The organism is Vagococcus acidifermentans (assembly GCF_003987655.1).
Taxonomy (GTDB): domain Bacteria; phylum Bacillota; class Bacilli; order Lactobacillales; family Vagococcaceae; genus Vagococcus_B; species Vagococcus_B acidifermentans.
In genome coordinates this window covers 32509-52827 of sequence record NZ_NGKC01000002.1, presented here as the reverse complement: position 1 = coordinate 52827, position 20319 = coordinate 32509, and the positions used below count along the sequence as shown (strand labels likewise).

Here is a 20319-nt window from a genome sequence, read left to right as displayed (position 1 = left end):
TATCCCTCCGTGATGTCATTTATTTTTGAGTATATTCCCGACAAAGGCTACCGCCTGCGCCACATCTTCGCTGTTCGGATGTCCTTTGGCGATACCGCCGATAAATCTAAAGGGACCATAAGTGTCATACCCTAAACAGCCATACACACCAAGCACTCTACAATTCTTTTGTTCAGCAAGTGCCGAGACCTTGTCCGCATATTTTCCGCTGTCCTTGCCGCATGTGTAAAGAAAAAACACATTTTTCCCCTCTGGCAGCCCTTCTGCAACAAACGCCTCGCTCGCCGCATACAATTTACCGAAGGCAACGCCGGACGCGATGCCGATGGTCTCATACTGCGACAAATCAGCACGCGCAGCAGCTGTCACGTCAATAATTGCTACGTGATGAGCAGCCGCTATCGCATCCACCAGTTTTTTAGTATTACCGTGATGGGTGGATTCATACACAATGATTGTTTTCATGTTTTCCCCCGAAAAAAGTCTTCTACCGTCCGTTTTATGAGAAAATCTGCCACAATTTTTCAAGGTCAAGTGTTTGCCGGCAGCCTGTCATACACAAGTTCTGCAAACTGGCCGTAGCGTTTGACGTCGGACAGGACAAACCGCCTGCTGTATGGGTGCTTCTGAAATAAAGGAATACCATCACCAAGAATGACTGGTGCAATTTGGATATACATCCTGTCGACTAATTGCGCCTCCAGCAGCGGTGCCAGCAACCCGCCGCCGCCGACAAGCCATATCCGCTTATCAGCTGCTATTTTTTGAATAAAGGTCACGACGTCTCCTGAAAACGTCTGTATCCCTTCCGCTTCAAGGTCATTACGGCTGGTGAACACATAGTTCGTAGTCGTCGGGTATATATCCGCTACAGAACCCAGCTTGCTGACCTCGTCAAACGTTCGCCTGCCCATAACTACGATGTCGATAGTCTTGTAAAATGCGTCATACTCTGTTTCTTCCGGAGAACCGGAGGCATGCAGCCATCCCAGTCCATGATTTTTATCAGCCAAATAGCCGTCCAGACTCACACACCCATAAAAAATAACGCTCATACGCTTCTTCCTCTCAAAGATATGACTTGATTTTCATCTACCCACAAAATAACATATTTATCAATAATGAGCAATTTCCTGACCGAATGATATCTGACATCAGCTGCTTATCAATGAACAAAATTGCTTGTCAAGTTTCAATAGATGCTTTTACTGTTTTCTACAAGAAGCGGCCAACTACTACTTACAAGCCTGTCACATCATAATCCATAAACACCCCACATTTTGTTTGTAAAAATGTTGTCCGTTCTTTTTTTGCTCACATGTTTAACATCGGTTTACTGGACAGTTGAAGCAACGAACACAACTCCTATGTATCATTTAGATAACTTTTGTTTTTAAATTATATAACATATCAGTCTTATGATATTTTTCTAAAAAATGTTATTTTTTCTTGACCACAAAAAAAGACCGTGCTATTATCAGGGGACTTAACAAACGCTAATTGTCGCTGCCGGGTGACATTAGGACGTGAAGTACGCTTCGTAGGCAATGCGAAGAAGCGTACTCCATGTCCTATTTTTTTTAGCATACTAAAAACACATTTTCAAAAAGGTGAGGATAACATCATGAGATTAATCAAGCAGTTCATTCGGGAAAATACATTCTTATTTTTTGGGACGTTAACACTTTTAGCAATTCAGTTTGCGACGATATTGTACATTCCCTATCTTGTTGCACATATTATTGATGACGGCATCATCATGAACGATTTTCATGTTGTTCGGAGACTTGGTATTGAAATGCTGATGGTTTCTATAGTCGGCGTTCTAGTTGCATTGGCGTGCAGTTACTACTCGTCTGTCATCGCAACCAAATTTGGGACCTCTTTGCGCTTATCTATTTTTAGAAAGGTGCAGCATTTAGCGGTGACTGACGTTGAAAACTACGGCACATCGGCACTGACATCCAGAATCACGTCTGACGTGGTCAATGTTCAGCAAGTCGTTGTCATGATTTTTCAGATGATTTTACCGGGGCCCATCGTTGGAATTATCTGTATCATCATGTCGTTTATGATTTCCCCCGAAATGGGGTGGATAGCGATGATTGTAGTCGGTTTGTTCATACTAGCCGCTGGTATTGTTACTTGGCTGTCGTTTCCATATTTGCAATCCATTCAGACCTATTTAGACCAAATGATGCTGGTTTTGAGAGAATTCTTTATTGGCGTCCGAATTATCAGAGCGTTTGACAACTCAACCTATGAAGAGAAACGAACAAACAATACATTTAAAGACTACGCAAACAATATGATTCACATTAATAAATTGTTTGCCTACTTAACGCCTGCCGCCTATTCATTGCTGGGATTCTCAATGATAGCTATTTTGTGGTTTGGATTGATAAAAGTCCCCTCCGGCGCTATACCGATTGGTCAGGTGACAGCTGTTATAGAATATACTACGTTGGCAATCCTGACATTTATCATGTCTGCTTTGGTCATCGTCATGTTGCCTAGAGCATATGCCGCTTTATTGCGGATAGAGGACATATTATCTTTCGACGAGACGATCAAAGATGTCAGCAAATCCCCGGATAATATAATTGACAGCGATACAAATAAAGTGATTACATTTGAAAATATCTCTTTTGATTACGATGGCCGGGATAATTATGCAATCAATGACATTTCGTTTTCAATCAGGCGCGGTGAAACTGTCGCTGTCATCGGAGCTACCGGCTCTGGCAAAAGCACGATTGCAAAATTGATTCTTAGACTATTTGACCCAAGTCATGGTACAGTCAAATATTTCGGGACAGATATCCGGCTGCTGTCTCAACATTTTTTGAGAGACAATATCAGTTACGTCCCGCAAAAAGCACTGCTTTTCAGCGGTACGATTGAAGCAAACATCAAATACCATAATCAGGATTTAAGCGATGAAGAGATGGTCCATGCGTCTAAAATCGCTCAGGCTGACGACTTTATCGCTAAACTGGACGACGGCTATAAGTCAACCGTTGCCAGAGGCGGAGCAAATTTCTCCGGCGGACAAAAGCAACGAATCAGCATTGCGCGAGCGTTGAGCAAACCTAGTCAGTTGTATATTTTTGATGATAGTTTTTCCGCCTTGGATTACAAAACAGATGCAACATTAAGAAGTGCCTTAAAGCAGCATTTAAAAGACAAGGCTCTTCTGATTATTGCACAACGAGTCAGTTCTATCATGCACGCTGATAACATTATTGTTATGGACAATGGCAGAATTATCGGGATAGGTCAACACGATGACTTGATTCAAAATAACGACACTTATAAAAAATTTGCTAAATCACAATTTATTATAGAATAGGAGTTTTCTTATATGATTAATATACTGAAGACGAAAACCAAAACTCAAAAAAATCGTGCCACCGAAAAGCCGCACGATATTAAACGGGCATTGTTCCTATTTGTCACGCTACTTCTAAGAACCAAAACTAAAATGATTGTCGTATTAATCATGGCAGCTTTGGGCAGTGTCATGTATACACTCATCCCTTGGTTTATGGGAATCGCCATTGACAATGTAGCAGCGTTAATATCCCAGTTCGGTATCGGAAATTTTACAGTGGGGCAGGTAATCGAAGTCATTACCGAACCGCTCCTTGCGCTGACAGCTGCTTCAGTGATAACGTTCATTGTCTTGTTCATTCAAGAAAGGATTATGGCCCGAGTCAGCGAAGAGAGCGGCACTTATTTACGAGAAATGATTACTGGCAAAATGACTAGATTGCCGTTGAAGTTTTATGACGATGTCAAAGTAGGCGAAATTTTGAGCAGAAATTCAGTTGATATTGAAAGAATTGCTGAAATACTGGTTGTAGGATTTAATCAATTCCTGTCGGCTGTTTTCAATATCATTATCGGCCTGGGATTGATGCTTTGGATCAACCCGAGGTTAACAGTCATTGTGCTGGTTTTAATGATAGTCAGCTCATATTTTACCGTAAAAATTTCTCAGAAAAGCCAAGCCTCTTTTGCTGAGAACTTCGAGACGTTAGGGGTGTTTAATAGTATTGCCGAGGAAATGTTCAGCGGTAATATGCTGATTAAAGTGTTTAATCAGCAAGAAGAATCTTTTGAAAAAATAGTTGAGGCGAATGAAAAGCAACATGAAGCGCATCTTAAAGCAATGTTCATGAATTACGCCATTTATCCGGCAATCCGTTTTCTGAACCAGATTGCATTTATCGTCAGTGCCGTATATGGCGGGTATTTGGCAATTCAAGGCTTTTTATCTGTTGGAGTAGTACAAGCCTATCTGCAGTATGTTTCGCAAGTTTCAGAGCCAATAACGGAAACTTCCTTTATTATTAATTCGTTTCAAGCATCATTGGCATCAATCGAGCGAGTATACCAAATAATCGATATGGATGATGCCGTGCCGGACACAGATCAGCCAGCCAATATTAGCAAACCCAAAGGCAGAATAGTCTTCAAAGACGTTGCTTTCGGATACAATGACTCCCACCTCATCATGAACGCTGTCAATTTTGAGACTAAACCAAAACAGATGATTGCGATTGTTGGACCCACAGGCGCCGGCAAAACGACGTTAATTAATTTGTTAATGAGGTTCTATGAAATCAATTCGGGAACAATCAGCTTCGACGGTATCGATATACGAGATATGACCCGAAAAAAAGTCCGTCAAATGTTTGGGATGGTTTTACAGGACACATGGCTGTTTGAAGGTACAGTTGCAGACAATATCGCCTATGGAAACAAACTGGCAACCCGCGAACAAATTATAAAAGCTTGCAAATTAGCCCAATGTCATCAATTTATTGAAAATATGCCTGACGGGTATGATACGGTCATTTCCAGTGAAGCAAGTATTGTCTCCCAAGGCCAGCAACAACTATTGACAATCGCAAGAACCGCTCTGGCAGACCCGCCTGTGCTAATCCTTGACGAAGCCACATCCAATATTGATACATTGACGGAAGTTAAGATACAAGAAGCTATTGCCAACCTTATGAAAGGACGGACCAGTTTTGTTATTGCTCACCGATTATCTACAATTCGTAACGCTGATTTGATTTTGGTCATGGATAAGGGAAATATTATAGAAACAGGAAACCACGAAGAGTTGATGCAACACGACGGAATGTATGCTGATTTGTATAAGAGTCAATTTTTAACTCACACGGATTCCCAAGTAAGAAGTCCTGCTTTCGCACATTAAAACTAATGCTCGTGAACCAGCTAATAAAAAGCAGAAAAACCGTATGATGTAGAGTTTTTCTGCTTTTTTATAAATAGTTTTTTTCAAATTTCTTTTATATGCGTCAGCCTGACAGCACTTATTTTTTTCTTCTTTTTTTCTTTTTCAATTTAGTTATCTTGTTTTGAATTTTCTTCTGCTGCCTCGCTAACAGTACATCTATATCCACGGTGTCGGATAATACATTTTCCTGCTGGCTATTGGTAAAATTTTCGTATGCAGCAAACTCGCGCAGCTGGTCATAATCAGAAACATCCACACCTTCTTCTTGTGCCCTCATCGCAAATTGCTTGGCCGTACCAAACAGCTCCGGGTTTTGTAAGACATCAAAAAATTCTTCTTTTGCTTCATTGAGTGCTTTTACAATTGTTTTTGCATTCCGGATATATCCCTTACTGCCTAAAAATTCGGTAAATGACACTAACGTCGGAATCACTTGTTTTGCTTCCTTTTCATTTAACAGAACTTTAGTTGGAAAATACCATGATACGATGTCATATGCTGCAGTTGCTGTCCACGATTTCGGTGTTTTAAGGTGATAGTTATACATGCTCTCCGAAAACAAATTGACATAAAAAGCAATGCTTTCATCTGGAGTTTTTGGTTCTAGTTGCACTTGCTGATTTTCTTCAAAGTATTCCTCAAGCCAGCCGTTCACCTGATTGTAAATATATGTCTCTGTTCGTTGTGACCATTCTGCCATGCTAATTTTACACTTCCTTCTTTCTCGGCTTTGCCGTAAATATTTTGCCAATACCTGAAAGATAGTTTGTCCTTTTCAGTACAAGCATACGCGTGCTATTATAACATGAAACATCATTTTGATAAGTACCGTACAAAATTATTTTTTCTTGAATCGCCTGTAAATGATACATCAATACAAGAGTTTTTAACCGGGATTAAAATCGAACCTGCTATACCAGCATATATTGCGTGCACTCAGCCCCTCAGTTACTGGAAATACACTTCCTTCAATGGCATATTAATAAAAACAGGACTTGCCTTACAGCAACAGCAAGTCCTGTTCTATTGATTTTACTATAAAAGTGACACACTGATATGAATGGAAATTAGCAAATCAAATATTTCTACCTAATTCGAATCCGTGCCAAATTGCAGCCCGGATATTGCCGATTGCGGCACCGTCTCCCATGTTGAAGACGTACGGAGAGATACAGCGCAGCTCTTCAAACAGCCCTTGTTTGGAGCGATAGCCGATAGCTGCCACAATATGACGGGTCGGCAGTGTTTCCTCTTTGCCGTCGTTTTCTATCACCAGTCCTGTTTCAGTGATTTCTTTAGCAGACGTTTTGGTCAATAGTTTCACTTCGTGGAATGCAAGCAGGTCGCGAAGCATCCACTCATTCATCGGGGCAAGCGGCTTGCCTGAACGTAAAATATCTTCCTGAACCTCCACAATTGTCACCTTTTTTCCTTGAAGCGACAAATGAAGGGCCAGTTCACAGCCGACCAAGCCGCCGCCTATGATGACACATTCTTCAGAAACAGGACTACGCTGCAGATACACATCCTCAGCCAAACACACATGATTTTTTTCCATTCCCGGCAGACTGAGGGCGATTGGTTCTGACCCCTCTGCGATGAAAATGGCATCTGCTTCCTGTTCGAGGATAAGTACTGCATCTGCCTTCGTGTTCAAATGCACGTCAACATGCAGTTTAGCCATTTGGTGCTTATACCATTCGACTAAATCCAAATCATCTTGCTTAAAGGACGGAATCCCTCCGATTAATAAGGCACCGCCTAAGCTGTCTTTTGCTTCGAACAGCGAGACATCGTGCCCTCTTAATGCACTGACGCGCGCGGCTTCCAAACCGGCAGGTCCGCCTCCGACAATAACTACTTTTTTAGGATGGCAAGCTCGTTCGATTTTTGTAAACGGCTCGCGCCCGCATTGCGGATTCACTGCACATGAGCCTCTGCCGCCTTCAAGCAGCCGACCGAAACAGCCGTCATGACACCCTAAGCAAGGACGAATGTCCATGAAGTCCTCAGTCATGACTTTATTGACATACTCCGGATCTGTCAGCAATTGCCTGCCTAAGCCCACGGCGTCTATTTTCCCGCTTTGAAGCGCATCAGCCGCCATATCCGGATTCTCCATCCGCCCTGCAACAATAACCGGCACTGTGGCAACTTTTTTCAGTTGTTCTGTCAGCGGCAAATACATGCCTTTATCAAAATACATCGGCGGGTGCGCCCAATACCAGGCATCGTATGTCCCTGCATCAGCGTCAAACGCATCATAGCCGGCTTCCTGCAAAATTTTTGCAGCTTCAAGCGATTCTGCGACATCTCTGCCCAGCTCTTCAAATTCCTCTCCCGGAACGGCACCTTGCCTCAACGCTTTGACATAACTTTTTATGCTAAAACGCAAGATTACCGGGAAATCTTTGCCGCATTTTTCTTTTATTGTCTGCAAGATTTCAAGCGGAAAAGTCAGTCGTCCTCTTAAATCTCCGCCATACTTGTCTGTCCGCTGATTAAACAACGACATGGTAAAACAATCCAGTAAGTACCCTTCATGCATGGCATGCACTTCTACACCGTCAAAACCGATTTTTTTAGCCAGCGATGCAGCTTCGCCAAAACTTTCAACAATTTTTTCCACTTCAGCTGTGGTCAATTCCCGGCATTCTTCATCTATCCAGCGGTTCATTATAGGCGATGGGGCAACATAGTCGTTCCCTTGTATAGCAGTTGGCAAAGCACTACGCCCCAACCCTGCTGTCAGTTGAAGAAAAATCTTTGTCCCGTAAGGATGGACTTTATCAACAATTTCTTTGCCTATTTTTTCATAGACATCTTCATTAGTATTAGGGCTTGGGAAAAATGCATCCCTATGCTTTTCAATCTCGCTTTCTACCCAGTTTGCCCCCGTAATAATCAAGCCTACACCGCCCCGAGCCCTTTCAGCAAAATAATCAACCGCATCGGGAGTGTAACTGTTCGTTTCGTCAGTCTGCGACAAAGTTCCCATCGGTGCCATACAAAACTTATTTTTGATTTCCACATTTCCTATCTTAAATGGCTGGAAAAGCGGTTTGTGTTTTAATTTCATGATAACGCTCCTTTTGTATACGCTTTCTTTGAAATCGTCGCCTTCTTTTGATAAAATATTCACAAGAAGTATCAAGCTAGCTTGCTCACATAAAGTATACCTGCCCTTGTCACATAATGATTGAAATCATACGTTAAATGTCTGTTGTTTTTACGCATTTTCATTGGAGTGAAATAAAATGAAACAAAATTTTTCCAAAGAATTTACTAACTCAGCGGATTATATCGCAGATCTGTCCCACCAGCATTACGGATTCAATATTGAACAACAGCGTCCGGGCAATGGTGGCATGCACCGCTCACGGGTCCACGTGATAGGAGACTTGACGATGACTTACAGTGACATCGGACCATCCACCGGAATTTTTGAAAATAGAAATAACCAGCATAAAATTATCGCCTTCCGCTTTATTAAATCCGGTGTCGAACAACATCAATACCGCGGAAAAAAAATCAAACTCTGCAGTAATCACTGCCTGATTTTCGAGTTAGGCCGCTGGTCGGTGTTCAGGCGGGAGACACGCGGGAAAGGAATCAATTTCTTTGTCCCCGTCACACTGGTTAACGAACACTTCCTGCAACATCTTCCTAGTCAACTGCTGCTGCAATGCGAGCACGGATTTGGGAAAATCATTCATGAACATACATTCACCATGGAAAAAGAATTGTTAAGCGAATCAGCCAATGTCAGGGAACAGCTATTTAAAAATTACCTTGACATGATTTATTATTGGCTTGGACAAAAAACTACGGCTTCCTCACGTGTACATAAACCTGATTTGGCAGCTATCCAACACTTTATTGCCAAAAATTTAACGAATCCCGATTTATGTTTACCGGAAATCGCCAGACATTTCAGTATTTCCACCAGAACCATTCAAAAACTATTTGAAAGTGCCAAATGCTCATTCAGTCAATTTCTCAACGAGCTGCGTTTGGAAAGGGCTGCAGAAGATTTACTTACCTCTTCGTTGAATATAACCGACCTTGCATACAAATGGGGATTTTGCGATACATCATACTTTTGCCGGAAATTCAAAGAAAAATACCACATGACACCAACTGATTTTTATCAAACATGGCAAAAGGCTCTTTGCAGGATCAGCAGCAATCCTCTAGTTTGCCCGGTGAAAACCAGTATTGTCTCCCCGTCGAAATCGGCAAACAGCCAACTGATTTAAGCATTCTCATGTGATACCTTCCATTTTTTGTGGCCTTTACCTGCGACGGAACTTGTTTATATGGTACCTGAATCCCAATTTAATTTTTTTACTGTACACAGTTTTTCTGCTTCTTAAGTCCCGACAACCATGGTTCAACGTGCTACTCTTGTGCTTGATGTCTTTATCACCGGCTGTTCATTTCCCTTCAAACCTCACTCCATCATTTACAAATCGAACATATGTTTGTATAATATGTCTGAAGGCATTACAAAAAATTAGTGAAGAAGCATCTCAGCCGATGACTCGCTGCATAAACAGCGTGAAAGAAGGTGAACTCATTGAGCTTTGATTACGCGCTTGAACCGCGCCGCGATATTTTATGCATTGATTTAAAATCATTTTATGCGTCTGTTGAATGTGTTGACCGCGGCTTGCATCCGCTTAGAACGATGCTGGTCGTCATGAGTCATGCCGACAACACGGGAGGTCTGGTACTGGCTTCTTCCCCAGCCGCCAAACAACACTTGGGGGTAAGCAATGTCACGCGGAAATACGATGTGCCGGAACACCCGGATTTGGTGATTGTACCGCCGCGCATGACTGTTTATATCGACAGGAATTTGCTGATCAACAATATTTACAGGCGCTACGTCCCGGATGAATTTTTACATATCTATTCTATTGATGAGAGTTTTTTGGATATAACCGGCAGTCTGACACTGTTCGGCAAAACACCTTATCAGCTGGCCCAAAAAATTCAGGAAGATGTGCAAACTGAAACCGGCTTGTATTGTACCATCGGTATCGGCGACAATCCGCTGCTGGCAAAACTTGCACTGGATAACGCCGCAAAAAACAGTCCGGATATGATTGCAGAGTGGCGTTATGAAAAAGTACCGGAAACTGTCTGGAAAATTAACGACTTGGCAGATATGTGGGGAATCGGTCAGCGGACTAAACGCCGCCTGAATATGATGGGTATAGAATCCGTTTATGACTTGGCGCATTATGACTACTATCGCTTAAGCGAACGGCTTGGCGTGATTGGCACACAACTGTATGCCAATTCATGGGGAATCGACCGCGCCAAATTAAATGAACCATGCAAGCCGCTGGAAAAATCTTACGGCAATTCGCAAGTACTGATGAAAGATTACACATCCCAGCGGGAAATCGAGATTGTCATCCGGGAAATGGCTGAACAAGTCGCGACCCGTATCCGCAGGCACGGCTGTCAAACGCGGTGTGTCAGTCTCAGTATCGGATTCTCCCGTGGTGAAAGCGAACGTGGTTTTTCGCTCCAAATGCAAATCCCGCAGACAAACCACTCAAAAAAACTCGTCCAGCAATGTCTGACGCTATTTCGCAAACGTTACCGAGGTGAAGCTGTCAGAAATATTGCCATCGCATATTCAAAATTGGTTTACACTGAAAATATTCAGTTGGATTTATTTGAAGATGCCCAAGCGCAAATCACCAGCGGCAACCTCGACAAAGCGGTTGATTTTGTGCGAAGTAAATACGGCTTCAAATCTATTTTCCATGCCAGCAGTCTGGAAGATGGAGCGACTGCCATTGCCAGAAGTTCCCTTGTCGGCGGACATGCCGGCGGCAACGACGGCTTGGAATAAATGCTTGAGCACGCCCTCCCCGACAAAAAAACTGCGCAGCAAAGAATGATTGCTGCGCAGTTTTTTATCTATTATCACAAACCGCCAAACGTTTGATGGGCTTCATTCAGCAACCTTTTTTATAAACTCTTTGACAAACAGGGCATCGGCTGGTGTCCCACTGCCCTCAATCCGGCGAATGACGGACAAACCGTATTCAGCTTCGATTTGTTTCCCCGCTCCGCAATAAAACCTGCCGTAGCGTTTATTCCCGTTGACAACGATGCCTTTTATCAAATGAGAATAATCCTTAATAAACTGTTTCGTCGTTTTGGGAATTTTTCCCAATCCGACATTGCGAGTGACCAAAATACACATTGTATCCAGCGTTTCATCCACACTCTGACAGGAATACCCCAAACCTTGTGCAAATTGTTTTCCTAAGCCTGTCCGGCTGTCATAAACTATTTTCATAATGATTCCCCATTTATATATATTATTTTAACAGTCCTTCTCTTTTTACCTGACGAACTGAGCTCTGCATCTTTTAAGATATAACTTGTGACTATCAGCAATCACCTCCTTTTCCAATTGATAATGGTTATCATTTATTTTTATTATATGCGTTTGATGAACATCTGTCTATGCGCAAGCATACAAAAAAACTACCCGTAAAAGTTCAACGGATAGTTTATATTTACATATGTTTTACCGACACAAAAATAGTCTAGCAAGTCGACATTCAGTTCATTCTCTATGGATTGAGTGCCGTTCGTTTTCTCAATCGCTGTCTTTACACGCTTGCTAGACCATATTCAATTAGTAAGGAATCTTTCAAACTCCCTCTCCTCTCTTGTCTCCCGACAAAATTCTCTGCCAGCCGTGATAAGCAATCATGGGCTGTGTTCACTATTCCACTGAATCGTTCGTTCAGTGGTATTAGGGAATTCATGTAACCCCTTACAATATATTTATATCATATCTTTCAGCTTTTTGCAACGGATTTACTTCCTGACTTTTAAAAAAAAAAGCAACAGCCCGACACCTGAAAAGATGTTGGGCTGCCCGGGTACCTCACACATTATTGTATTTTTTTCTGCATATACAGATAAAACGGAATGCCGACCGCCGTTAATATCAAGCCGATCATCGCCAGTTGGAATTGATTGATTAACGTCATAATCACAATGAATACACCACCGACAATTGCAATGGCAGGAATCACAGGATAAACAGGCACTTTGTACGGACGGTGCAAGTCCGGTTCTGTTTTTCTTAAAATAATTACCGCCACAAATACCATGGTGTAAAAAATCCAAATAACAAATATCAGCATATCTGTCAATACATCAAAGCCGCCGACCATCATCATGATGATGGCAATACCAAGCTCCAGAAAGCCGGCAATGTAAGGGACTTTATTTCTGTTAAGTTTGGCCAGTTTGTCTGAAAATGGCAGCTGCCGGCTGATTCCCATCGCATAAGGCAGACGCATACCGGTCAGCGTGTAGCCGTTAATTGTACCGTAAACTGAAACTAAAATACCTATCGTGACGATCCGACCGCCTAAGCCGCCGAAAATTTTCTGTGCTACTTCCATAGCGGCATTTTCATTGCCAGCCAAATCAGGAATCGCCATTGTTCTTAAATAGGCCCAGTTGACGAGTAAATAAACAATCATGATACCGAAAATACCGCCAGCGATGGCACGCGGCAAATCTCTTGAGGGATTTTTCAATTCTCCGGCGATGTTGCCGACATGAATCCAGCCGTCATACGCAAACATCGTAGCCAGCAGTCCCGCACCTAGAGCTGGCGCAAAACCGCCGACTCCGGCACCAGCCTGAACCGGGAACAGACTGACTTCTATCTGTCCTTCCTGAAACAATCCAAAAACCACAATCAAAGCAAGTGGGACCAGTTTGCAGACCAGTGTGATGGACTGGAACATGCCGCCTGCTTTGGAACCTAAAAAATTCAGCAGCATAATTGATGTCGCGGCAGCGATGGCAATTGGTACAATCATCGTGTCGGATAATCCGAATAAATTTTTGAACTGGGTACCGAAAATAATCGAAAGGGCGGCGACATTTGCCGGAAAATAAATAATCGCCTGCGCCCAGCCTAATAAAAAGCTGGCAAATTTTCCGTATGCCCTCTCCACATATCTGAGCATACCGCCTGTCTCAGGTATAGCCGCAGCTAATTCAGCCGCGGTCAATCCCGCACAGACACTGATTAAACCGCCCAGAAGCCATGAAAACATGTGCAAACTGGTGGAACCTGTCACAGAGGCGACACTGGCTGCTTTAAAAAATACCCCGGCACCAATAACAGTTCCCATAACCGTAGATAACGCAGGGAAAAAAGTCATCGTGCGTTTTAATTCACCCTCAGCGGGGCGGACTGAGTCTGTTTCGCTGACTCTCATATTTTTCCTCCTTGTATGCGTGAAACACTTCGGCTCAGCGCATCTTTTATCAATCTTTCCCTACAACAAACAGAGCACAGCCGGCATCCGGATGTATTTTCCGGATGCTGGCTGAAACATGGTGTGTCAAACAAGCGCTGCTGCGATTAAATGGTTGCCATGAGTTTTTCTGTCAATTTGGCAAGCATGTCCCTGGTCATAGCGTCCAAGTCATATTTTGGCGCAAAGCCCCATTCTTCTTTTGCACAGGTGGAGTCAATGGCATTCGGCCAGGAATCGGCGATGCCTTGACGGACCGGGTCGACATTGTAGGACATGGTAAATTCCGGCATGACTTTTTGAATCGATTTTTTTATTTCCTCCGGTTCAAACGACATCGCCGATATATTAAATGCATTGCGGTGAATCAGCTTCTCCGGGTCTGCGTTCATCAATTGGACAATCGCGTCAATGGCATCAGGCATGTACATCATGTCCATCGCCGTGCCTTCTTTGATAAAGCACTCATACGTCTTGTTTTTGATAGCCTCGTAATAAATATCCACTGCGTAATCGGTCGTTCCCCCGCCCGGCAGTGTTTTATAGGAAATCAGTCCCGGGAAGCGGACACCGCGTGTATCCACGCCGAACTTCGTATAATAGTAATCACACAACAATTCACCTGCTACTTTAGTTACTCCGTACATCGTTGTCGGGCGCTGTATGGTATCTTGTGGTGTATTGTCCTTCGGTGTGTTTGGACCAAACGCACCGATTGAGCTTGGTGTAAAGAATTTCAGGTTGTTTTCTCTGGCAACTTCGAGGGCATTGACCAAGCCGCCCATGTTCAGCTCCCAGCCCATTTGCGGTTTTGCTTCTGCCACTGCCGACAGCAAAGCAGCCAAATGAATCAATGTATCCACTTCATAGGACTGTGCCAAGTGATTCATCGCCTCACGGTCCATAACATCCAGCACTTCAAACATACCGCCTTCAACTGTCGGATCTCCTTCAGGCCGGCGAATATCTGTAGCAATGACATTTTCAATTCCAAGGTCCTCTCTGAGACGTGCCACCAATTCTGAACCGATTTGACCTAGACAGCCGGTAACTAATACTTTTTTCATCTGCTTATCTTCCCTTCTTAACTATTGTTAATGAATAATCCCCAAATCTTTGCCGACTTTTTCGTAAACAGCAACTGCTCTATCCAGCATTTCCTTGCTGTGACCTGCCGTCGGCATATTACGCACACGCCCTGTGCCTAACGGTACTGTCGGAAAAACAATCGGCTTGGCGTAAACACCATTTTCAATCAGTTTCTTCGAAAAAGTTTGTGCCAAGTTCTCGTCACCGACGATCACCGGCGTAATCGGAGTTTCTGACACACCGATGTCATACCCGATTTTTTTCAATTCCGTTTTGAAGTAGTCGGCTTTTTCCCACAACTGCTGGACATATTCAGGATGCTCCTGCATCAATTCAATGGCTTTGATACTGGCTGCAGCTGCACCCGGCGTAAGCGACGTCGAAAATAAGAACGGACGCGCTTGCGATTTCATCCATGCAATCAATTCTTTTGACCCCGCTACGTAACCGCCGACAACACCGATTGCTTTAGACAACGTCCCCATTTGAAAATCGATTTTATCCTGCATGCCAAAGTGTTTCACCGTCCCTGCACCTTTACCCATCACACCAGAACCGTGCGCATCATCAACGTACGTAATCAGATTGTATCTTTCGGCAATCGCCACAATTTCCGGAATGTGTGCAACATCGCCGTCCATCGAAAAGACGCCGTCAGTGATATACATGATTTTGTCATACAAGCCGCTGTCGACTGCCTCTTTCGCCTTCGCTTCCAAATCTGTCATATCCTGATGTTTGACGCGAATGATTTTCGCACCTGACAATCGGCAGCCGTCGATAATGGAGGCGTGATTCAATTCATCGGATAGTATCGCGTCCCCTTTTTTCATAACAGCAGAAATGGCGCCCATGTTACAGTTAAACCCGGACTGAAACGCAATGGCATCTTCGGTCCCTTTGAACTCGGCTATTTTTTGTTCCAGTTCACGATGCACCGCCAGTGTGCCGTTAATCGTCCGGACAGCTCCCGCACCAACTCCGTATGTCTGCGCCGCATTGATTTCCGCCTCAATCATGTCTTGTCTGCCGGCAAACCCCAAATAATTATTTGACGCCATATTAATGAGCTTTTTGCCGTCAATGGTGATTTCCGGACCATTCCCCCCATCAATCACATCAATTGTTGTCAGCAGACCTCGTTGTGCCAAATCTTCCAAATTTGTCTGAAGAAACTGTTGCAGTTTTTTTGAAGCCATGATGTTCCCCCCTTATAAAAATAATGGATAACTAATTTATTAAAAAACATCTGTCGTTGATTGTTCAAAAACAAAATGTTATTTATACGATATTCATTCCGCTGCAATAACCAAATGAAAACCCTTATATAAAAATTTTAAACAATCATTTTAGCGCTTTCAATCCGTTATGGAGAAATCTAATAAATAACTAACAAAACAGATGTTTCAAGTTTTTTTTCTCATTTTAAAACGGGGGATTTAACTGCCTTTACATTTGAAGTTTATAGTAACAGCACGTGAATTAATCATCATACTTCGCCGAATCGAATCGAAAAAATTATCTTTTGATATTTTTTTCTAAATAAACTTTTGACTGTTCATTAGTGAGTTTGCGGTGTTCAGATGATAAAATTATCGCTGTTTTCACACTTTATAACGAGAGTTCTCTCATTTTACGTGTAAATGGCAGCTTTTTCTTGTCTGAAGCAGCAATAATCATGAAGAAGTCCACGATATTTTTTTTATTGCCAAAAAATTTTTTTATGGTTTGTTGCAAAATCTTTTTTTTAACGTATAATTTTTATGTACCACTATAAGGAAACCTTGTTTCACTGATGTCACGAATGATATGCCCAGCCAGCGAACTGTTAAACCTGAGAAAGAAGCCATTGCAATTGCGAATGACACGGAATATGGATTAAGCAACAGATCAGCAATCTGAATGCTGCTACTCTCCATTCAATTTAACTGTCAGTTTATCTAAATTCTGTTATACTACTGGATAAGAAGCAGCCGAATAAACCGTTATAACTTGGCTCAGACGAGGAGTGAAAGCATGCGTTTATTTATCGCCATCACGTTTAATCAAGAGACCCGTAAAAAAATTCACACGGTGCAGCAGCGACTCATCCAGCGCGCAACCCGCGTGTCACCTGTCCCTCCGGAACAATTTCACCTGACACTCGTTTTTTTAGGAGAGATTGACAAACAGCAGCTGTCCCCTGTCAAAAAGGTGATAGCTGAGACAGATTTTTCACCAATGAAACTGCTCTTTGACCATGTCGGCCGTTTCCAGCGTAAAAGCGGGGATATTTGGTGGCTGGGCACAGCAGAACATGACACATTAAATAGTTTAAGGGCACATTTGGTTTCCCAGCTGGTTCAAAGAGAACTGCTGGTAAACAAGACGGCCTTCACCCCTCATGTGACTCTGGCCAGACATGTCCTAACAGAAGAAGCTGTATTACCATGCGACCTTTTAACAACCGGTTTTTCAACCGTCATAACGTCAATCAGTTTGATTCATTCTGCCAACATAGCCGGGAAAACAACTTATACAGAAATATTTCGAAAAACACCGTAAAATGCACCTAACACCAACATCAGGGAGGTATGCAACATGAAAAAAACAAATTTTGTCGTTGTGTTCTGGTTGATTCTTGCCATCATTTCTTTTGTCGTCTGCTTAATCAATCTCCAAATCATTTGGGATGCCATCGGCTATCTGATTTTTCCAGATAAAAACGACTTCTACTTCGACAGCAGCTACACCGGCAGACGCTTGATAAACTCTGTACCGATGACAATTATCACTATCATTTCTTTTTATCTCAGTTTAAGACAAGGCTTGAACATATATAAGGAAAACTGATCTGGCGGTTGACTGACTCTTCGGAGTCTTTTTTCGTTTTTTTTTTAAAAGGTAATCGCCTAATGAAAGCATAAGTGTATATTTCAGATTTTCTTTCGTCATCTAAACATGTTTTTTGATAAATTTTGAGTGCAATTTTATCTTTTTGTGCTATAATATAGATATCGGGAAGTGGCTCAGCTTGGTAGAGCGCTTGGTTCGGGACTAAGAGGTCGCAGGTTCAAATCCTGTCTTCCCGATTTTTTTATTGCAAAAAAAAAGTAGTGTCGGCCGTCAACGGCAAACACTACTTTTTTGTATGTTTCTTCAATTATTGATAAATCACTTCGAAATCCTCAAATATAATCTCCATATCCCATGAAAACTCGTATCCGACCCGACTGCCTTCATCTTTAAAAAAAGATATATGGTTTTTTTGCCACGACGCCAGATTTTTGTCTTCCCCTTCTCGTTTGCACATGTCATAGGTCATGTCTTTAAATGCCATTCTGGTTACATTGGTGGTTTGAATCACACAATACGGGTTCCCCTGCCAGTCAGTCACGATGGACAACTCCCCTATTTCCGGAAACGGTTCGTTTGCGAGCGCATATGCTTGTACACTGGAAGCGGTGGCCTTTTTCCGACCTTTTAAAACCAGTTCGAGCAATTCGTTAGCAGATTGTTCGTTACTGCCGAAATAAAATGCTTCGTAGTACACTGTATCACTTTGGCGGTTAGTTTCCACCAAAAATTCCTGCCAAAACTTATCTGTTTTTTGAGTCACTGCCTGCCTTCCTTTGCCTTTTTATGTCAATTTAATATAGCAGACTGACACGGCAAATACAATACTCTGTCAATGATTAAAAAGCTGATCAAGCAACCGCTTGTTTAATAAACGGTGTTTTTTATAAAAAATCCGCTGCTCGCTATCAAATAATTAGCGTTCCGGATGTCTATTAGTGTAAACTATTTTTACGAAAGAATAGTGATCATTAGATTTATGTCTTTCGAAAATCAAATACGAAGGAGTCATACTTATGACTGAAAACTATCAAGATTTGGAAGCCCGCTGTTCTGACAAGTACCGGAGCGACCGTTACCGTTCCCGCCAGTTCATCAGCAACAGATGCACTCTGAATGACTTGCAGGAATTGAAGCAACTGATTGCTGCAAGAGAAATTGAATTGAAACGAATCGTCCCATTGAGCCGTGCGCAATAAAACTCACTTTTAGTGAGTTTTTTTTGATATGATAATATACACACAAAAAAAGACGGCATAAATTTGATTTGCCCGCTTGACCTTGACCTTGCGTCATCCTTTATAGTGAAGGTGTCAGTAAAAAGGAGGAGAAAAAACATGACCTATACAGTCAAACAGCTGGCCGAACTGGCAGGTGTCACCAGCCGGACATTGCGGTATTATGACCAGATCGGTCTGCTCCATCCAATGACCGTCAATTCATCAGGATACCGCATTTATGGCGAAAAAGAAGTAGATATGCTGCAGCAGATTCTTTTCTTCCGGGAATTGGAGGTACCTCTTGATACAATTCGCCAAATACTGTCACAGCCGGACTCCGATTTGCTGACTATGCTTGCAAGCCATCACGCGGCACTCGTCGCCAAGCGCAATCGGCTGAATCGGCTGATAAAGACGGTAGAAAAAACGATAGCCGCACATAAAGGAGAGATTACAATGACGCAAACAGAAAAATTTGATGCCTTCAAACAAGAAATGGTGGCAAAGAACGAAGCAGCTTACGGCCGGCAGATCCGCTCAGACTACGGTGACAAAGCGGCGGACAAAGCCAATGCCGCATTTTTGAACATGACAGAAGCAGCCTATCAAGACCATTTAAAAACTGAAGCCGAACTGTTGGCTCTGCTGGCAGCCTTAGATATCAGCCAGCTGCCTTCTGAAGAAGCTGAAAACATCTTTTTGCTGCATAAAAAATGGCTGACAGCAGCATGGGGAGATTACTCGCCGGAAAAACATCAAGGTATCGCAGCAATGTATGCGGCGTCTGAAGAGTTTACGGACTACTACGATTCCCGCGCCGGAAAAGGTGCCACAGAAAAACTGCAGAAAATCATTACTTTTTACGCAAGTTAGCCGACTCAGTCTGAATGCCGCACTTTTTCTTTTTGCAAAGTCGTATGCATCAGCTATAATAAAACGTAAGAAGGAGCTGATTGCACATGAGTTATGTAAAACAGATAGTCACAGGAGTGATTGAGGAAAATTGCTACCTCATTTATAATGACGAACACCTGCTGATTGTTGACCCGGGAGATGAATTTAATTTAATCAAACAAGCGGTGGCGGATACTGGCAAGAAACCCGTCGCTATTTTGCTGACACACACGCACCACGACCACATCGGTGCATTGGAAGAGGCTCGCAATACGTATGATATTCCTGTGTATGTCAGTCCTTATGAACAGGATTGGCTGCAAAATCCGGAGCTGAACTTGTCCATCTACGGACCGAAACAAATCATCTGCCAGCCGGCCGAATATGAATTTGAATTAAAGAGCTACACACTCGGCGGCATGACCTTCAAGGTTGTGGCAACGCCCGGGCATTCACCGGGAGGCGTCAGTTTCGTTTTCGATGAGTTTGTCATTACCGGTGATGCTTTGTTCGCCGGCAGCATCGGGCGGACAGATTTGCCATTTGGCGACACACAAACACTACTGAACAGCGTCCGCACACAACTATTGACATTGCCGGAAGAGATGATTGCCTATCCGGGACACCGCAACCCGACAACCATCGGCAAAGAGAAACGGACCAATCCATTTTTTAATTAAACAATAAA

19 protein-coding genes and 1 tRNA gene are annotated in these 20319 nt (G+C 42.8%); 11 read left to right on the top strand and 9 right to left on the bottom strand.

Annotation, left to right across the window (positions count from 1 at the left end; genetic code table 11):
• Positions 1–15: 15 nt before the first annotated feature.
• Both CBF27_RS02435 and CBF27_RS02430 read right to left on the bottom strand, forming a co-directional pair.
• Positions 16–465, bottom strand: a complete 450-nt coding sequence (locus CBF27_RS02435) for a flavodoxin domain-containing protein (RefSeq protein WP_126812058.1) — start codon at positions 463–465, stop codon at positions 16–18.
• 65 nt (positions 466–530) lie between these two features.
• Positions 531–1055: a dihydrofolate reductase family protein gene (locus tag CBF27_RS02430; protein WP_126812056.1), complete on the bottom strand. Its 525-nt coding sequence runs from the start codon at positions 1053–1055 to the stop codon at positions 531–533.
• 569 nt (positions 1056–1624) lie between these two features.
• On the opposite strand from CBF27_RS02430, the gene CBF27_RS02425 reads away from it, so the two are divergent.
• On the top strand, positions 1625–3352 hold the full coding sequence (locus tag CBF27_RS02425; protein ID WP_126812054.1) for an ABC transporter ATP-binding protein: 1728 nt from the start codon (positions 1625–1627) through the stop codon (positions 3350–3352).
• A 12-nt stretch (positions 3353–3364) separates the two neighbouring features.
• Entirely contained in the window at positions 3365–5230 is a 1866-nt protein-coding gene (locus CBF27_RS02420; protein ID WP_245985921.1) for an ABC transporter ATP-binding protein, read from the top strand.
• A gap of 118 nt (positions 5231–5348) precedes the next feature.
• Here CBF27_RS02420 and CBF27_RS02415 read toward each other — a convergent pair whose 3' ends face one another.
• Positions 5349–5972 (bottom strand): hypothetical protein, encoded by a 624-nt coding sequence (locus CBF27_RS02415; protein WP_126812052.1) that lies wholly within the window; start codon positions 5970–5972, stop codon positions 5349–5351.
• Between the two features lie 375 nt (positions 5973–6347).
• The gene (locus tag CBF27_RS02410; protein WP_126812050.1) at positions 6348–8351 is read right to left on the bottom strand and encodes an oxidoreductase; all 2004 of its coding nucleotides are present in this window, start codon (positions 8349–8351) and stop codon (positions 6348–6350) included.
• A gap of 178 nt (positions 8352–8529) precedes the next feature.
• On the opposite strand from CBF27_RS02410, the gene CBF27_RS02405 reads away from it, so the two are divergent.
• Positions 8530–9531, top strand: a complete 1002-nt coding sequence (locus CBF27_RS02405; RefSeq protein WP_126812047.1) for a helix-turn-helix transcriptional regulator — start codon at positions 8530–8532, stop codon at positions 9529–9531.
• A 320-nt stretch (positions 9532–9851) separates the two neighbouring features.
• Positions 9852–11144 carry a Y-family DNA polymerase gene (locus CBF27_RS02400; RefSeq protein WP_126812045.1) on the top strand — a complete coding sequence of 431 codons (1293 nt, stop codon included), beginning with the start codon at positions 9852–9854 and terminating at the stop codon, positions 11142–11144.
• A 102-nt stretch (positions 11145–11246) separates the two neighbouring features.
• Here CBF27_RS02400 and CBF27_RS02395 read toward each other — a convergent pair whose 3' ends face one another.
• Together CBF27_RS02395 and CBF27_RS02390 are read right to left on the bottom strand one after the other, a co-directional pair.
• The gene (locus CBF27_RS02395; protein WP_126812043.1) at positions 11247–11597 is read right to left on the bottom strand and encodes a class Ib ribonucleoside-diphosphate reductase assembly flavoprotein NrdI; all 351 of its coding nucleotides are present in this window, start codon (positions 11595–11597) and stop codon (positions 11247–11249) included.
• Positions 11598–12204: 607 nt separating this feature from the next.
• Positions 12205–13554: an APC family permease gene (locus CBF27_RS02390; protein WP_126812041.1), complete on the bottom strand. Its 1350-nt coding sequence runs from the start codon at positions 13552–13554 to the stop codon at positions 12205–12207.
• 15 nt (positions 13555–13569) lie between these two features.
• Here CBF27_RS02390 and CBF27_RS14470 point away from each other — a divergent pair, with 15 nt between their 5' ends.
• Complete coding sequence (locus tag CBF27_RS14470) at positions 13570–13704, top strand: hypothetical protein (RefSeq protein WP_281273640.1); 135 nt, start codon at positions 13570–13572, stop codon at positions 13702–13704.
• Here the strand turns inward: CBF27_RS14470 and CBF27_RS02385 are convergent.
• Both CBF27_RS02385 and CBF27_RS02380 read right to left on the bottom strand, forming a co-directional pair.
• Positions 13701–14660 (bottom strand): L-threonine 3-dehydrogenase, encoded by a 960-nt coding sequence (locus CBF27_RS02385; RefSeq protein WP_126812039.1) that lies wholly within the window; start codon positions 14658–14660, stop codon positions 13701–13703. The two genes, CBF27_RS14470 and CBF27_RS02385, sit on opposite strands and share 4 nt — an antisense overlap.
• A 27-nt stretch (positions 14661–14687) precedes the next feature.
• A complete protein-coding gene (locus CBF27_RS02380; RefSeq protein ID WP_126812037.1) occupies positions 14688–15881 on the bottom strand; it encodes a glycine C-acetyltransferase in 1194 nt (397 codons plus the stop codon).
• 817 nt (positions 15882–16698) lie between these two features.
• On the opposite strand from CBF27_RS02380, the gene thpR reads away from it, so the two are divergent.
• The 3 genes from thpR to CBF27_RS02365 all read left to right on the top strand — a co-directional run bounded on the left by thpR (position 16699) and on the right by CBF27_RS02365 (position 17753).
• Complete coding sequence (gene thpR, locus CBF27_RS02375; protein WP_126812035.1) at positions 16699–17226, top strand: RNA 2',3'-cyclic phosphodiesterase; 528 nt, start codon at positions 16699–16701, stop codon at positions 17224–17226.
• 36 nt (positions 17227–17262) lie between these two features.
• Positions 17263–17514, top strand: coding sequence for a hypothetical protein (locus tag CBF27_RS02370; RefSeq protein WP_126812033.1), 252 nt, complete (start codon positions 17263–17265; stop codon positions 17512–17514).
• 165 nt (positions 17515–17679) lie between these two features.
• Positions 17680–17753: transfer RNA gene (locus CBF27_RS02365), tRNA-Pro, on the top strand.
• 71 nt (positions 17754–17824) lie between these two features.
• Here CBF27_RS02365 and CBF27_RS02360 read toward each other — a convergent pair.
• A complete protein-coding gene (locus CBF27_RS02360) occupies positions 17825–18280 on the bottom strand; it encodes an ASCH domain-containing protein (RefSeq protein WP_126812031.1) in 456 nt (151 codons plus the stop codon).
• Positions 18281–18533: 253 nt separating this feature from the next.
• Between CBF27_RS02360 and CBF27_RS02355 the strand changes: the two genes are divergently transcribed.
• The 3 genes from CBF27_RS02355 to CBF27_RS02345 all read left to right on the top strand — a co-directional run bounded on the left by CBF27_RS02355 (position 18534) and on the right by CBF27_RS02345 (position 20311).
• On the top strand, positions 18534–18716 hold the full coding sequence (locus CBF27_RS02355; protein ID WP_126812029.1) for a hypothetical protein: 183 nt from the start codon (positions 18534–18536) through the stop codon (positions 18714–18716).
• A 138-nt stretch (positions 18717–18854) separates the two neighbouring features.
• Complete coding sequence (locus CBF27_RS02350) at positions 18855–19610, top strand: MerR family transcriptional regulator (protein WP_126812027.1); 756 nt, start codon at positions 18855–18857, stop codon at positions 19608–19610.
• 86 nt (positions 19611–19696) lie between these two features.
• Entirely contained in the window at positions 19697–20311 is a 615-nt protein-coding gene (locus CBF27_RS02345) for an MBL fold metallo-hydrolase (protein WP_126812025.1), read from the top strand.
• The last annotated feature ends 8 nt before the right edge of the window (positions 20312–20319 follow it).